General features: G+C 56.9%; 12 protein-coding genes, 1 tRNA gene and 1 pseudogene. 5 read left to right on the top strand and 9 right to left on the bottom strand.

Going from position 1 to position 13,889, the window contains the following annotated elements:
* Positions 1-7 precede the first annotated feature (7 nt).
* Positions 8-1,534 (top strand): efflux transporter outer membrane subunit, encoded by a 1,527-nt coding sequence (locus tag CR159_RS15835; protein ID WP_102074941.1) that lies wholly within the window; start codon positions 8-10, stop codon positions 1,532-1,534.
* Positions 1,535-1,560: 26 nt separating this feature from the next.
* On the opposite strand, the gene CR159_RS15830 is transcribed toward CR159_RS15835, so the two are convergent.
* The 3 genes from CR159_RS15830 to CR159_RS15820 all read right to left on the bottom strand — a co-directional run bounded on the left by CR159_RS15830 (position 1,561) and on the right by CR159_RS15820 (position 4,739).
* The gene (locus CR159_RS15830) at positions 1,561-2,721 is read right to left on the bottom strand and encodes a M20 family metallopeptidase (RefSeq protein WP_102074940.1); all 1,161 of its coding nucleotides are present in this window, start codon (positions 2,719-2,721) and stop codon (positions 1,561-1,563) included.
* Positions 2,722-2,815: 94 nt separating this feature from the next.
* The gene (locus CR159_RS15825) at positions 2,816-3,880 is read right to left on the bottom strand and encodes a Nudix family hydrolase (protein WP_102074939.1); all 1,065 of its coding nucleotides are present in this window, start codon (positions 3,878-3,880) and stop codon (positions 2,816-2,818) included.
* Positions 3,873-4,739 (bottom strand): ATP-binding protein, encoded by an 867-nt coding sequence (locus CR159_RS15820; RefSeq protein WP_102074938.1) that lies wholly within the window; start codon positions 4,737-4,739, stop codon positions 3,873-3,875. The genes CR159_RS15825 and CR159_RS15820 overlap by 8 nt, the downstream gene beginning before the upstream one ends.
* 146 nt (positions 4,740-4,885) lie before the next feature.
* Between CR159_RS15820 and CR159_RS15815 the strand changes: the two genes are divergently transcribed.
* The 3 genes from CR159_RS15815 (at position 4,886) to CR159_RS15805 (ending at position 7,851) form a co-directional block, all read left to right on the top strand.
* A complete protein-coding gene (locus CR159_RS15815; RefSeq protein WP_102074937.1) occupies positions 4,886-5,851 on the top strand; it encodes a polyprenyl synthetase family protein in 966 nt (321 codons plus the stop codon).
* A gap of 59 nt (positions 5,852-5,910) precedes the next feature.
* Positions 5,911-5,987 (top strand) — tRNA-Pro (locus CR159_RS15810).
* Between the two features lie 751 nt (positions 5,988-6,738).
* On the top strand, positions 6,739-7,851 hold the full coding sequence (locus CR159_RS15805) for a GGDEF domain-containing protein (RefSeq protein WP_158238550.1): 1,113 nt from the start codon (positions 6,739-6,741) through the stop codon (positions 7,849-7,851).
* A 268-nt stretch (positions 7,852-8,119) separates the two neighbouring features.
* Here CR159_RS15805 and CR159_RS22350 read toward each other — a convergent pair.
* Positions 8,120-9,147: pseudogene (locus tag CR159_RS22350) on the bottom strand (diguanylate cyclase).
* 284 nt (positions 9,148-9,431) lie between these two features.
* On the opposite strand from CR159_RS22350, the gene CR159_RS15785 reads away from it, so the two are divergent.
* Positions 9,432-10,019 (top strand): c-type cytochrome, encoded by a 588-nt coding sequence (locus tag CR159_RS15785; RefSeq protein ID WP_199173338.1) that lies wholly within the window; start codon positions 9,432-9,434, stop codon positions 10,017-10,019.
* Positions 10,020-10,118: 99 nt separating this feature from the next.
* Here CR159_RS15785 and CR159_RS15780 read toward each other — a convergent pair whose 3' ends face one another.
* The 5 genes from CR159_RS15780 to CR159_RS15760 all read right to left on the bottom strand — a co-directional run bounded on the left by CR159_RS15780 (position 10,119) and on the right by CR159_RS15760 (position 13,273).
* On the bottom strand, positions 10,119-10,550 hold the full coding sequence (locus CR159_RS15780) for a type II TA system antitoxin MqsA family protein (protein WP_102074933.1): 432 nt from the start codon (positions 10,548-10,550) through the stop codon (positions 10,119-10,121).
* Between the two features lie 2 nt (positions 10,551-10,552).
* Positions 10,553-10,849 carry a type II toxin-antitoxin system MqsR family toxin gene (locus CR159_RS15775; protein ID WP_102074932.1) on the bottom strand — a complete coding sequence of 99 codons (297 nt, stop codon included), beginning with the start codon at positions 10,847-10,849 and terminating at the stop codon, positions 10,553-10,555.
* 58 nt (positions 10,850-10,907) lie between these two features.
* Positions 10,908-11,849 (bottom strand): DUF1036 domain-containing protein, encoded by a 942-nt coding sequence (locus CR159_RS15770; RefSeq protein WP_102074931.1) that lies wholly within the window; start codon positions 11,847-11,849, stop codon positions 10,908-10,910.
* Positions 11,850-11,949: 100 nt separating this feature from the next.
* Entirely contained in the window at positions 11,950-12,738 is a 789-nt protein-coding gene (locus CR159_RS15765) for an EAL domain-containing protein (protein ID WP_102074930.1), read from the bottom strand.
* 241 nt (positions 12,739-12,979) lie between these two features.
* Positions 12,980-13,273, bottom strand: coding sequence for an enoyl-CoA hydratase/isomerase family protein (locus CR159_RS15760; protein ID WP_102074929.1), 294 nt, complete (start codon positions 13,271-13,273; stop codon positions 12,980-12,982).
* Positions 13,274-13,889: the final 616 nt, after the last annotated feature.

The raw sequence follows: 13,889 nt of genomic DNA, 5'->3' as shown, positions 1-13,889 counted from the left end.
CATGACTATGTCCGCATCACCTGACACCTCTACGACGCCACGACTCCTGCCGTGGGCGGCCTGCGGCGTCTTGCTCTTGCTGAGCGCCTGCACGGTCGGCCCCGACTACCGCCGGCCCGGCATGGAAGTGGGTGCGGCCTACAAGCAAGCGACGTCTGCCACCCAAGGCGGGTTGGCTGGCGGGCAAGATGCCAGCCCCATTCCGGCGGCCAATGCCGGCTGGGTTCCGGCCCAGCCCCGCGATCAGGCGTTGCGCGGCGATTGGTGGCAATTGTTCAACGATCCCGTCCTCAGCAGCTTGATGGACACGCTGCAAACGTCGAATTTCAGTATTGCGCAGGCCGAAGCCCAGTACCGGCAGGCGCAGGCTTTGTTGCAGTCGACGCGATCCGGCCTGTTTCCTACGGTAGGCACATCGGCATCCGGCACGCGCTCCGGTAGCGGCAGCGAGGACCGAATCAGTACCGGTTCCGATTCCTTTGGCCGCGATAGGGTGGTCAATCAATATATGCTCAGCGGTGATGTCAGCTGGGAAGCCGACGTGTGGGGCAGGGTGCGCCGCGGCGTGGAGTCCAGCCGCGCCGGCCTCGAGGCCTCGGCAGCCGATGTGGCCAATACCAGATTGAGCATGCAGTCCACGTTGGCGCAGACCTATTTCCGCTTGCGTGTCATGGATGCCGAGCAGCGCCTGTTGCGCCAGACGGTCGAGGCCTACGAGCGATCCCTCACCATGACGATGAACCGCCTTGCGGCCGGTATTGCGGCGCCGGCCGATGTGGCGGTATCACGCACGCAGCTGGAAAATACCCGTACCCAGTTGCTGGCGCTGGACTGGCAACGTGCCCAGCTGGAACACGCCATTGCCGTGCTGACAGGGCAGCCGCCGTCGGCATTTGCCTTGAATGCATCCCAGATCCTGGGGACCGTACCCGTGATACCGGTCGGTTTGCCTTCGCAATTGCTGGAGCGGCGTCCTGACGTGGCGGCGGCGGAACGTCGTACTGCCGAAGCGAACGCCCAGATAGGGGTCGCCCAGGCAGCCTGGTTTCCTGATCTGACACTCAGCGCGCAGGCAGGCTTTCGCAGTGGACAATGGGCGCAATGGCTCGTGGCGCCGGCCAGCTTCTGGTCATTAGGCCCTGCATTGGCGTTGACGATATTCGATGGCGGCGCCCGGCAGGCGCAGCTGGACCAGGCGCGGGCCGGGTACGATGCCCAGGTAGCCGCCTATCGCCAGACCGTGCTCACAGCACTCAGGGAAGTGGAAGATTACCTGGTGCAATTGCATGTGCTGGGTCAGGAGCAGGTCACTCAAGGCCGCGCGCTGGCCTCGGCCCGTGAGTCGCTGCGGTTGACCCAGAATCAGTACGACGCCGGCCTGATCGATTACCTGAGCGTGGTGCAGGTCGAGACGACGGCGCTCAGCACCGAACGGGCGGCATTGCAGCTGACGGCCGACAGGCTGGTCGCCAGCGTGCAATTGATCGCTGCGCTGGGTGGTGGGTGGGAGGCGGCTGGGGCGGCCGATCTTTGATTCAGCCGGGTGCCCGGTACGAGAGATCAGGCGGGCAATTTCGAGATGGTCAGCGCAATAGCTTGAGACCTTGGGACGAAAGTATTGATCTCCATGTATTCATCGGGTGTATGCGGCTTGCCGCCTACCGGGCCCGTCGCGCACAGAGTTGTGCATCCCAGGCTCGACGTAATACCGGAGTCAGCGCAGCCGCCGCTGAATTGCCCACCGGCATCATGACCAAGCGTTTGTAGTGATTCGCGGTAGAGTTGATAAAGCTGCGTCGATGCAGAGGTCGGCACGAAAGGCCTGAATTCTCCGATGATCTTCAGTTCCGATCTGGTCCCTCGCACAAAACTTTGCTGTGTAATGGCCGTGATGGCTTTCACGGCGCTCTCACGGTCTTCAAGATTGAAAATGCGCAAATCAATCCCGGCACGCGCATCAGGAGCCGTGGTATTGATCGAATGTCCGCCTGAAATCAGGCCTACATTCACCGTGATGCCTTTTTCTAAGTCAGTGAGTTTGTTTAGCTCTATGACTTTCAGGCACAGCTCGTTGATGGCGCTTATGCCTTCAGAAAAGTTGGCGCCGGAATGGGCTGCCTTGCCGAAAACGTCCAGTTCGAGAAACACGCCGCCCTTACGACCCGTGACGACGTCGCCATTGGCGCGGCCAGGCTCGGAGTTGAATACCGTGCCTGCCTTTTTGGCGAACGTTTCAATGATGAATTTGGACGTCGGCGACCCGATTTCTTCGTCGCTGGTAAACAGGCCCACAAGTGGTGAGTGGGTGCCCCCGAACTTGGCGTAGGCGGCCAGGATAAAAGCGTTCATTGCAATGCCAGACTTCATGTCCGCGACGCCTGGCCCATAGGCACGTTTTCCATCCATCTTGAAAGGACGTTTTTGTGTTTCGCCTTTGGGATAGACCGTATCGCAATGGCCCATTAGCATGATGGCTTTTTTATCCGGATTCTGCTGGCTTGGGATTTTCACCGAAATAGCGTTCTTCACGCCTTTGTGCTCGTGCCAGGCAACCTTCACGTCGAACGTGCCGAAAAATGTCTGGAGGCGTTCGAACACGGCTACGACTCCTGCGTTGTCGTAGCTGTTGGAATCTATGTTCACCAGGTCTTCAAGCAGCGCCAGCATGTTTTCATGCTGACCGGCCAACCATTCGGTGATTAACGGCGTGTTGTCGGTCATAACAGGGCCTTTGGCTTGAGCCGTTTATCCAAGTACATCTTCAACCTATGCGGCAAGTTCCCGTATTATGCATCGCCGGCGGAAGAGCCATCATTCAGATTTCCAGGAACCGAATCCCCGCGATGCCATGAGCACCGTACTGGCGCGCCGTTTTAATCGTGCGCGGCGATTGGCCGCCAATGGCGAAAACAGGCCGACCGGCTTGTGCGGCCAAGTCGGAAAACCGTTCCCAGCCCATGCCGGCGACATCGGGATGCGACGGCGTGGCAAGCACGTGTCCCAGCACGACAAAATCCGCGTCGAGTGCCTGCGCGGCAGCCAGATCGCTTGCCGTGTGGGCCGATACGCCGATAAGGTGTCTGGATGAAGTGCTTGTATTTGCCGGTGCCGCCGCTGGCTCGGCTGGAGCTGCCGTAGAGGCCTTCATTGCGCTTGCATAGGCAAGCGCCGCGGCCGAACCTGCATCGCCTGCCCTGAAATGCACGCCGTCCGCGTGCTTCCACCACTCTTCGGGATGACAGCTATTAATCAGGAAACGCGCGCCGGCGTCGTGGCAGCGCTGCGCCACCTGTTGAAACGCCTTATAGACGTCGGCAGGTGATCCGGCAGCTGCCCAGGCGGGTTCACGGAACTGCACGAGCTTCACACCCTTGTGCAGGGCGGTCCCCAGCTTTTCAAGAAAGGAATCCAGGCCGGTGTGATTGCCTATGGATGTCAGCAGGTAGTGATCGGGCAGCCTCAGCCAGCGCAATGGCGGCTCCGTTGCCGGCAGCAATGGGCCTACCGGCAGTGTTTGATGCGGATCAACCCAGGCCAGCCGTTGGCCTTCCATACCGGACGGTTCGCCGGTCCAGCCCGTGACGCGGCAGAAGGACAGGCGCACGATGTTCTTGGGATACTCATGCGTATACGTGATCCACGGGGTGGACTCGGTGACATCGATGTTCAGCTCTTCCTTGAGTTCGCGCGCCAACGCGTCCAGCACGCTTTCGCCTGCTTCTATCTTGCCGCCCGGCAGCTCCCACCATCCAGCCCAAGGCTTGTCGACTGGGCGCTCGGCCAGCAGCAGCGAGCCATCGGGCCGCGTAATCAAGCCTGCGGCGACATCAATGAAGAGCTTGGAATCAGGTGCCTGCGCCGCCGACGCAGCCTCATGCATGACGGGCCGCCCAGTCGCGCGCAAACTGCCGCGCCACCCGGCCCGACCGCGACCCGCGCTCCAGCGCCCATTGCAAGGCCTCCGTGCGCGAAGCCTTGATATCATCCGCCGAGCAGCCGTGCTCGTTAAGCCAGTAGTAAACGATATCCAGATAATCGTCTTGCTTGAACGGATAAAACGACAGCCAGAGCCCGAAACGTTCGGAGAGCGAGATTTTTTCTTCAACCGTTTCGCCGGGATGGATTTCACCGTCTGCCTGATGCTTGGCGCTGAGATTCTCACTCATGTATTCCGGCATCAAGTGGCGGCGGTTGGACGTGGCGTAGACCAATACGTTGTCGCCTGAAGCGCTGACGGACCCGTCCAGCACCGACTTCAGCGCCTTGTAGCCCGGTTCCCCTTCCTCGAAAGACAAGTCGTCGCAGAAAATGATGAAGCGTTCCGGGCGTGTGCTGACCAGGTCCACGATGTCGCCCAGATCGCCCATGTCGGCCTTGTCGACTTCGATAAGGCGCAGGCCCTGGTCGCCGTATGACGCCAGCATGGCCTTGACCAGCGAGCTCTTCCCCGTGCCGCGCGCGCCGGTCATCAGTACGTTGTTGGCGGGCTTCTTGTGCAGGAAATGCCGAGTATTGCGATCGATCACGCCTTTCTGGCGCTCGATGTGCTGCAAGTCTTCTTGATTGATCGTCGACACGTGCGCGACCGCATCCAGCCATCCACGCGCGCCGCGCTTACGCCATCTAAAGGCGTGAGCCGTCCAGTCTATTTCCGGCGGAGCAGGGGGAAGCCACGCTTCCAGTTGCGCCAGAACGCGTTCGGCGCGACCGATGAGCGTGCTCAGATCAGTGGATGTCACAAGCAATCTCCGTGATAAATCGTAAACAATCGAGCATTATCGCCAATTTGCGGCCAGTAATGACGGCTTTGGGTAAATTCCCGTCACGTATAATCCCAAGCTTGACCCGCCGATCTTATCAACACCTACCTAAGCCGGACCGTGCCTTGAATCTTACCGAGTTGATTGCCCCTATTACGAACGACATGAAAGCGGTCGATGCGGTCATACGCCAGCGCCTCGATTCCGATGTCGTCCTGATACGCACGATAGGAGACTATATCGTCGGTGCCGGCGGCAAGCGCATGCGCCCGGCCATGGTGCTTATGTTGGCCAAGGCTCTGGGATACCAAGGCACTACCCACCACCTGCTCGCGGCAGTGGTTGAATTCATTCATACCGCCACCTTGCTGCATGACGATGTGGTCGATGAGTCCGACATGCGCCGCGGACGCAGCACGGCCAATGCGGTGTTCGGCAATGCGGCCAGCGTACTTGTCGGCGACTACCTGTACTCGCGCTCGTTTGAAATGATGGTGGAGTCCCAGTCCATGCCCGCCATGTCGGTGCTCTCCGCCGCCACGACGGTCATTGCAGAAGGCGAAGTACTGCAATTGCTGAATGTCCACGATCCTGATGTGTCGCTCGAGCGCTATCTGCAGGTCGTGCGTTACAAAACCGCCAAGCTCTTCGAAGCGGCCGCCCAGGTCGGCGCCATCGTGGCCGGTGCCACGGCGGAACAAGAAGAAGCTGCCGCCGCCTATGGCCGCCACATAGGTACCGCCTTCCAATTGATCGACGATGTGCTCGACTACAACGGCGACGTCGATGCTCTGGGCAAGAATGTGGGCGATGACCTGCGTGAAGGCAAGCCCACCTTGCCGCTGATACGCGTCATGGAAATCGGCACCAGCGCGCAGAAGCAACTGATCCAGGACGCCATCCGCACGGGCGTCGCCGATTTTGCGGCGGTGGCACAGGCCATCCGCGACACCGGCGCCCTGGAATATACCCGTGACGCAGCGGTGGCCGAGGCTGAACTTGCGCGCCACTCATTGGCCGGTTTCCCTATTTCCGTGCATCAAGAATCTTTGATAGAATTTTGTACGTTCGCGGTGGACCGCGATCATTGAATCCCGTTGGTGCCGGACGGTCTGTCAACACGATGGCCGGCGCCAAGCTTCATTAGAATCGGGGCGTAGCTCAGCCTGGTAGAGTACTGCGTTCGGGACGCAGGAGTCGCATGTTCGAATCATGTCGCCCCGACCAGTTCCTTCGATAAAAGGCCCTTGTTTTACGGGGCCTTTTGTTTTTCGCTGCGGGGGATTGGAGCATAAGAAATGGCCTTATGCTCCAATCGTGCTCCAAGGTGCCGACGTCTTTTTATACGGTACTCCATCTCCACGGAGTTACGTATGTTCCAGCAGTCCCCCCTTCCTTCCAATATCCGCAATCGCTCGCCTTGGCGCGTTCAAGTGCGCTCTGCGCCGTCGCTCGATCGTCAGTTTCGATACGGTAGTAAGCCAGACGCTGAAGCGTACTTGCACATAGTCCTTCTTTGGTTTTCTAGTACCTTGGTGGCGTTTTACCTGTTCAATAGTGGCTGATTTTGGAACCCGTAGACTGTCGGCCAGTAGAGCTACGCACAACATTCCCGACTGCAAGGTCTTAGAGATTGCCTTATTTCTTCCTTGAAGCACCGAAATGTTCAAATGCCGGGATCCATCGAGAGAAAAGCGGTCTATGAGTTCTAGATAGGCTGGATCCCATTCAACGGCACGTCCGTTAACCGCATCGGGCGCAGGCCCTTCGCCGTAGCCTGCGCTCTTCACAAGGAAGGTATAATCGACAAAGCTATGCGTAATCAGTTCAAACGCATGTAGCTAAAAGCCACCCTTCGGGATGATTTTTTGGTATGTTTTCCCAGCGCGAAGGTGCTCTGGTCGTGCACGTCCCACTTAGCTAACAGCAAATGGAGTGCGTTACTCGAGACATACACCAGCGTCTCAAAGGCTTTCGATTGGATTCAGTAAATCATTTTCAGCACGTTGATTCTGCCGTTAACGACAGACGCCGATTGAGGGCGCTGGCAAGCTACCGAATTCTAGACACTGAATACGAAGAGGCGTTTCATGAGCTTGTCCTTTTAGCCGCCACGATCTGTGATGCTCCCATCGCCGTAATAAACTTCATAGATCAGGAGCGCCAATGGTTCAAAGCAGAAATCGGCCTGGGCATCCGCGAAACAGCCATTGATATTTCAATTTGTCAGCATGGGCTGGTTGAACACGATATTCTGGTGATTGAAGACACCCAGGCGGACTGCCGGACATCGAGCAATCCTCTGGTGTCTTCTGGAGATAAAGATCTTCGTTTTTACGCGGGTGCTCTTCTCAAATCGGGTCCACACGTTCTTGGAACCTTGTGTGTCCTTGATTACCGTCCTCGGACTCTGACGGAGAAACAAGTCGAGTCCCTCGATCTGTTACGCAGGCAAGTCATGCGGCTTCTGGAAACGCGACGCCTTCAGTTCACTCAACGTGAAGCTATACAGGAGCTGGATTTGATGCGTCGGGATCTTCACTCGCACGCTTATCAGGATCACCTGACAGGGCTTCTGAATAGACGCGCCTTCGAAAAACGACTTGAGTTGGAAATTGAGAGTGTGACATCTGCTGCGTTGCCATCAATGCTTCTGATGCTAGATTTGAACGACTTTAAAAATGTCAACGACACGCGGGGTCATAAGTTCGGAGATGCAATCCTAAAAGCGGCGGCTCTGAATCTGCGCGATGCAACCCGGTCCGCGGACGTTTTAGCCCGGTGGGGTGGTGATGAATTTCTGATCCTGCTGCCTTCCACGGACGAGCACGTTGCCCAGCAGATTGCACAACGGTTAAAACAAGCATTGAAAAACCTTAGGGTGGCAGAAGAGTCCATCGATCTTTCGGCAGGTCTAGGGATTGTTCAGGTTTCGCACTTCTCATCCGTGGAAGAGTTGATGCAAGACGTTGATGTTGCGATGTATACCGATAAGCGAAAAAATAAAGATCGATCGGCTCTGATAGGCCGCCACAACGTGCGCGAAAATTTGGGAGTCCTCGCAAGCGGTCCGGAAAAGTCGATATTCTGAAATAACTACGGCTGAGGGATGCCAAGACGGCTCATAGGTAAGGCCGACACATTTTGGATTCACTATTGGGCTAGTATTAGCCGTTGCGGGACTATTTCTACTTCTTGTATCGAGGCGGCTGTCGGATTCGTGAAGCACCGGCGGCCAAAAACATTCTAGCGGCCGGACGTGGCCGTCTTGCAAAAGGAACCCCGAGCTGTTGTGGCTCGGGAATCCTCGTCCTTCCCGCGCTAGCCGCGGCAGCCCTAGGCTGAGGGCGAGGAGGACGTCAAAGCGGCTCTGGCCGATGCAATACAAATCCCTGGCCGTAGTCGATGCCGAATGCTTGCAGGTGGGGAAGCAACTCAGGAAACTCGACCGACTCGGCGACCGTAAGGATGTTCATGGCACGGGCGACTTTCACCACAGCTTCCACAATGGCGGCTCCTGCCGGACGGGTCAAAATACCTTTGACGAACTCGCCGTCTATCTTGATGTACTGGACGGGGAGCTGCTCAAGGTAAGAAAAAGAAGACATGCCGCTACCGAAATCGTCCAACGCAAAGCTAAATCCCTGGTCGACCAGATTGCCCTCGGTATCCAGTAGGCGGGCCAGCACTTCGCAGCACTCGAGACCATCTTGGTGCCGGGCTTGCAAGGCGGTAAAGCGCTGCGCATGCAGTACAACCCGGTCTTCTCGGAGGGAATCCTTAAGGCGGTCCGCCCAGTCCATATCTCGCTGGCGCTGGGTGATCTCCAGGTCGCTGGCACAGCTAACTTGGACACGGTTCCGGCCCTTTTCCTTAGCGAGAAAACAGGCAACATCCGCCAAGCTCAAAGCTTCATTAAACGAGAGGGACTGGAGATCGCCAAATCTCACAAGACCGGCGCTCAGGGTGGTGCTGTAGCGACGCTTGTTCCAAATGAATGGAATGTTGCGAATTTCTCGGAGCAGCGTATGCGCCAACTCAAGGGCGTCTTCCTCCGTGCAGCCGATGAGAATCAAGGCAAACTCGTCGCCACCCAAGCGCGCTAGCAAGTCTGACGTCCTGATGTGTCGTCGCAGAACCGCAGCCACTTGTATCAGTAACGCATCGCCCGCAGCATGGCCACCCCGATCATTAACGATTTGAAGTGATCCAAGTCCAAGTACAACAAGGCATGAGGCCCAGTAATCCCTTCAACCTTGCGGCTTTGTTTCGCGAACTCCCGGCGGTTGTACAGTCCTGTCAAGGAATCGTGAGCAGCCTGGTAAGAAACTTCCTGAGCGAGTTCATGGACGTCGGTAACATCGTGTCCTTGGACGAAGATGCCCATAATCTTCCCCTGTGGGTCTCGCATGGGCTGATAAATCAGGTCGATGTAGCACTGCTCTAAAGGACCATCGGCCAAGCGCTGTAACTGAATCGGCAACGCGCGTCCGATGAAGGGTTCCCCCGTGGCAAATACGTGGTCGAGCTTGGCTGGATAGCCCTGATTAATCACTTCCGGCTATGTGCAGCCTACTCTCGAACAGCTTACCGAAGCTCGCGGCCAAGTGTCGTTCTATCACAATAATTCCATCCAGCCATGGCGTGTGGGTGCAAACGGGGAGTTGACCAATGGGCGCGCTTAAATTTGCTTTGTTGACCGGGTTGACCGGGTTGGCCGCGCTGTCGGTGGGTGCCGCCGGGGCGCAAGAAGGCTACGGGCTGGGTACACCGGCGACCGACGAACAAATCGCGGGCTGGCACATCGACGTGCTGCCGGACGGCAATGGCCTGCCGCCTGGTTCGGGTACGGTCATGCAGGGAAAGCAGGTTTACCAGGCACAATGCCTTTCCTGTCATGGTGCGGATTTGAAAGGGGTGGCCTTCTGGCCGGCTCTGGTCGGCGGGCAGGACAGCCTTGCCACTGACAAGCCTAAGAAGACGGTGGGTAGCTACTGGCCCTACGCCACGACGCTCTACGACTACATCCACCGCGCTATGCCCTTTACCGCACCGCAAAGCCTCACCGATGACGAGGTCTACAGCGTGACTGCCTACGTCCTGCACATGAACGGTATTTTGGACGAGAATGCGTCGCTTGATGCGAAAAGCCTGCCGAAGGTCAAGATGCCTAATCGCGACGGTTTTTATGTCGATGATCGTCCAGATACGCAGAACGCCCGCTGCATGACGGATTGCCTGAAAAAGGACCAGAAGTAGGGGGATTGAACCGGTTCTCTGGGCGGTGACCGCAGCCAAATTCGGCATGCGCGTGCTGGCACTTAAGTCACTCTTTCATGACCGGGACAACCCATTTCCTTACGTATGCACGAAGTGGACGTCGTCGACCTTGGACTCGCGCACTTCATGCAGCAGATCGGGGTGACGCTCAAGCACGTCCAGTAGTTTGACTAGCGCAACCGACGGCGTAGCGTATCCACGCTCATAGCGAGAGAATGCGTTCACGCCGCCACCGAATATGTCGCTTGCCTCGCGTTGACTTAGCTTGAGTTTCTTGCGGACACGCGCCACCTTCTGAGGCAGGCCGGCCTGCTCGTTCACCCAACGGTTAAAGGACAGCATTTCATCGCTGACGCGCTCGCCCTCCGTCTGCTCCGGTATGAACTCGTCGCAGGCAGGGCAGTGGTGGCCCGAGATGCCGTTAATGGTTGTGTTGTGACCCTTGTAACTGTAGGGAAGGTCGCGGATAGTGAAGATCAGTTCGGCGCCGCCACAAATAGGACATTTCATGGTCATAGCTCCTTGAATGAAACGATTAGCACGTCTTTCACCACGGTGAGCTTCAGGTAGACGGGGCCTGCCGCAGTGTGGGGCCGATAGACGTCTTGCCAGATCCGGTGATCGGCGTGCGTGGTCATGCTCTTGTAAAAGTCCTGGATGGTAAGGGCCTCTATGACTGCGCCCATATCGGCGACACTCATGCCTAGCTTTGCCGCATCGGATATGGAAGAGAATGTGGCCCGGATCTTTCCGTCTCGCACAAGTGTCTTTACACGATCGAGCTTGGTGTGCGGGGTGCCTTTCTCCATGGAACTGATATTAACCTAATAGGTTTATAAGAGCAATGACGGCGTCGAGACGCTGGCTTCACCACCCTAAACCGCGCAAGGCCCCACCGAGCATGTTCCATATTTGCTGTTGGGCCTGTGCGTCTTGTTGCGCTTTCTGGGCGGATAAGGCGGTGTAGGTTGAGCAGACCGAAGCGGCTTTGGCGCAGCCTTGTCCACCGTCTTTTTTATTGCATTCTTCGAGCGCTACGCTGACTGTTTTCTGTTCGCTCCAATCGGGCTCCCCACGCAAGACCCAGAATACTCCACTGTTTGGCGCGAATGCCATGGCGGCACATTGATTCTTGAAGCTTGAATACCGTATGGGTTCGCACGGATCATTGGCGCCAAAGCTGTTGGCGCGGCAATTCGCAAGAACCGATGCTCTTCCTTCGGCCTCTGTGCTCGCAAACCTGTTGGTATAGACGGCGAGGTCGGTCCTGCCTATGGTTCCGTATAAGTCAGGCAGCTTGGGGCCTTGTCCGCTGCCCTGGCTGGAGGCTTGGGGTACAAAATCATCGGGATTGATATCAATGGTCAGATCGGTAAGGTCGGACGTATGCCAGATCGTGATGGGGAAAGTCGCCAGGCGCCGACCTTCGGCACAGTCGTGTGTTGCACCAGCTCCGCGGCTTTCATATTCAAAATCGTTGTCGGCGATGCAGAACTCCTGATCCGATGCATGCAGACGGGTGAATTGCGGGCGTGAACCTAGAGGCAAAATAGTATTTTCCGAGACGGCATGCAGCCAAAACTGGCTTCCCGTCACGTCGCCTCGACCCATGAATTCGCACCGGCTTGGGGTGATATGTTCCCAGCCGCTGACATAGTAGGGCGTGGTAATGAATGTGCCGCGTTGGTAAGCAAGCGCAACGGATATTGCCTTGGTGGGACTTTTATTGCAGACGATGAGATCCGCATGGGCGTTATACGATAGGGCGCAAGCCGCAAGCGCCAGAAGAATAAGAAGCCGCCTGCGCATAGTGTTCTCCCGTCGATGGACGGGGATATTTTAGGTAAGCTGCCTCCGGGCAGGCATGGGTCATACGTCCCAGTGCGCTACGTCTCGGCCCGGCTGACCCTTACTTGCTCCAGGCGGCCGGGTCCACTGTCCCGGCCGCCTGAAAAGCAGGTCTACCGAACAAATAGCCCTGCATCAGGCGCACACCGGCCTCATAAAGGAAATCCCGCTCGCCGGTCGATTCAATACCCTCGGCGATCACCGTTACACCCATATCCTGGCAAGTATGCAGCAAGCCTTTTACGATCGCTTGCCGGGAATGACTCTGCTCGATATTTCGCACCAAAGCCATATCCAGTTTGATCAGATTAGGTGTGAAATCAGCCAGTAGCGTCAGCCCGGCATAGCCCGCGCCAAAATCGTCGATGGCTGTCAGGAATCCGCAACGCTGGTATTCTCGCAGTATTGTGGTGAACCATGGCCCATCTTGTACGCGCTCGCCCTCGGTCACCTCGAAAATGATTCGATCCAACGAGACGTGGTGCATGCGGGCGGCTTCCAGCGTACTGCGGATGCACACCTCAGGTTTGTACACGGCGTTGGGCAGGAAATTAATGGAAATCCGCTCGCGGATATTGAGTCGCGCAGCCGTTGTAATGGCCTTGACCCGGCATGCCTGATCGAAGCGATAGCGGTTCGCCTCGTTCACTTGCGACAGTACCGACATTGCTCCTTCACCGTTAGGTCCGCGAACGAGCGCTTCGTGCGCATAGATCGAGCGATCATCCATGTCGACTATAGGTTGGAAGGCATAGTCGAAATCAAAATCCATGGGCTCGCCCGAGCGGCATCCACCGCAGGCTTTAGCGCCTTCTTCTTCCTCATGCCCTTCTGTTGCGATGTTGGTCATTGCTCGTCAAGCGCCTGCGCATGCCTGTGGTGATTCTGATGGATAGCATGCGCAAACTGGCTGGTCGCATCGACAACCCATTGCGCTGCTCGGTGAACGCCAAGGATAACAGTACTTGTATTCCAACAATAAGATCCTCGTGGGACGTGAGAACTTAACTAGCCAAGAAAGGTGCCAATTTTTCTTCTTGATGCAGCGATATCAAACCCGTCCGGATGGTCCGTCGAGGACCGCAATAGTCTTACCAGATCGGCTTTCGCTTTTCCACAAAGGCTGCAATGCCTTCTTTTGCTGCGTCGGTTGCCACCACCTTGCAGAAGCTGTCCGCTGCTGCGGAAACCGCTAGGCGATAGCCGTTGTCATTGGCGTACATAAATGCAGTCCTCCCGATGCGAACAACTTCGGCGGATTTGCCACATATGGTCTGAGCGAGAACCCGCGCACCTTCAAGTTCCTGTCCGTCTTCCGTCAAACGACACACCAGTCCGAGCGATGCGGCCTCTTGTGCATTGAACGAGCGCCCGGTAAACAGCAACTCAAAGAGTAGTCTTGCCGACTAATGTACCGAGCGGTTTTATTAATGGCGGGATTTCGTAATGATTCCCTGCTCAAAAACCCTAGGATGACCCGGTCCATTTACTCCGGCAGATCGGCAACCTTGCCGATGTCGATCGCAGCAATCAAAGTCCAAGACCTGCTGCACAAGACAGTAGAGGGTCTCGTGGCGTGTGGTACGTGGCAATGCTCAGTCCCTGCGCATAGTGGCGTGGCGATGAATTCGGGACGCCCCGACTGACCTTACAGATCTAGACGTCCACGACGCCTGTACACAAGTCCTCGCATGGCCCACAGGCCGATCAACGGTCCAGGCAGCAGGATCCATGTTGCGTGGGCGCCCAGGCTGGCATACAGGCTTGTCACGAGCCAGATTGCAACAAGCGTGAGCGAGAAGCCGATGCTATTTTGTATGGCCAGCGCACTGCCCACGTTTTCCTGAGGGCATGCCTGAGCAGACAACGTGGAGTGTCAATGGCCATTACTTTTGACCCACTATTGGCCAATAAAATTGACCCACCCATTCTTTGCTAACTGGATGTTTTCTGCTTCAGTCGATAGCTCTCGCCGCCGAGCATAAAGATGTTTGAATGATG

Source organism: Pollutimonas subterranea, assembly GCF_002849655.1.
GTDB classification, from domain to species: Bacteria; Pseudomonadota; Gammaproteobacteria; order Burkholderiales; family Burkholderiaceae_B; genus Pollutimonas; species Pollutimonas subterranea.
This window is presented reverse-complemented; position numbering and strand designations above follow the sequence as displayed.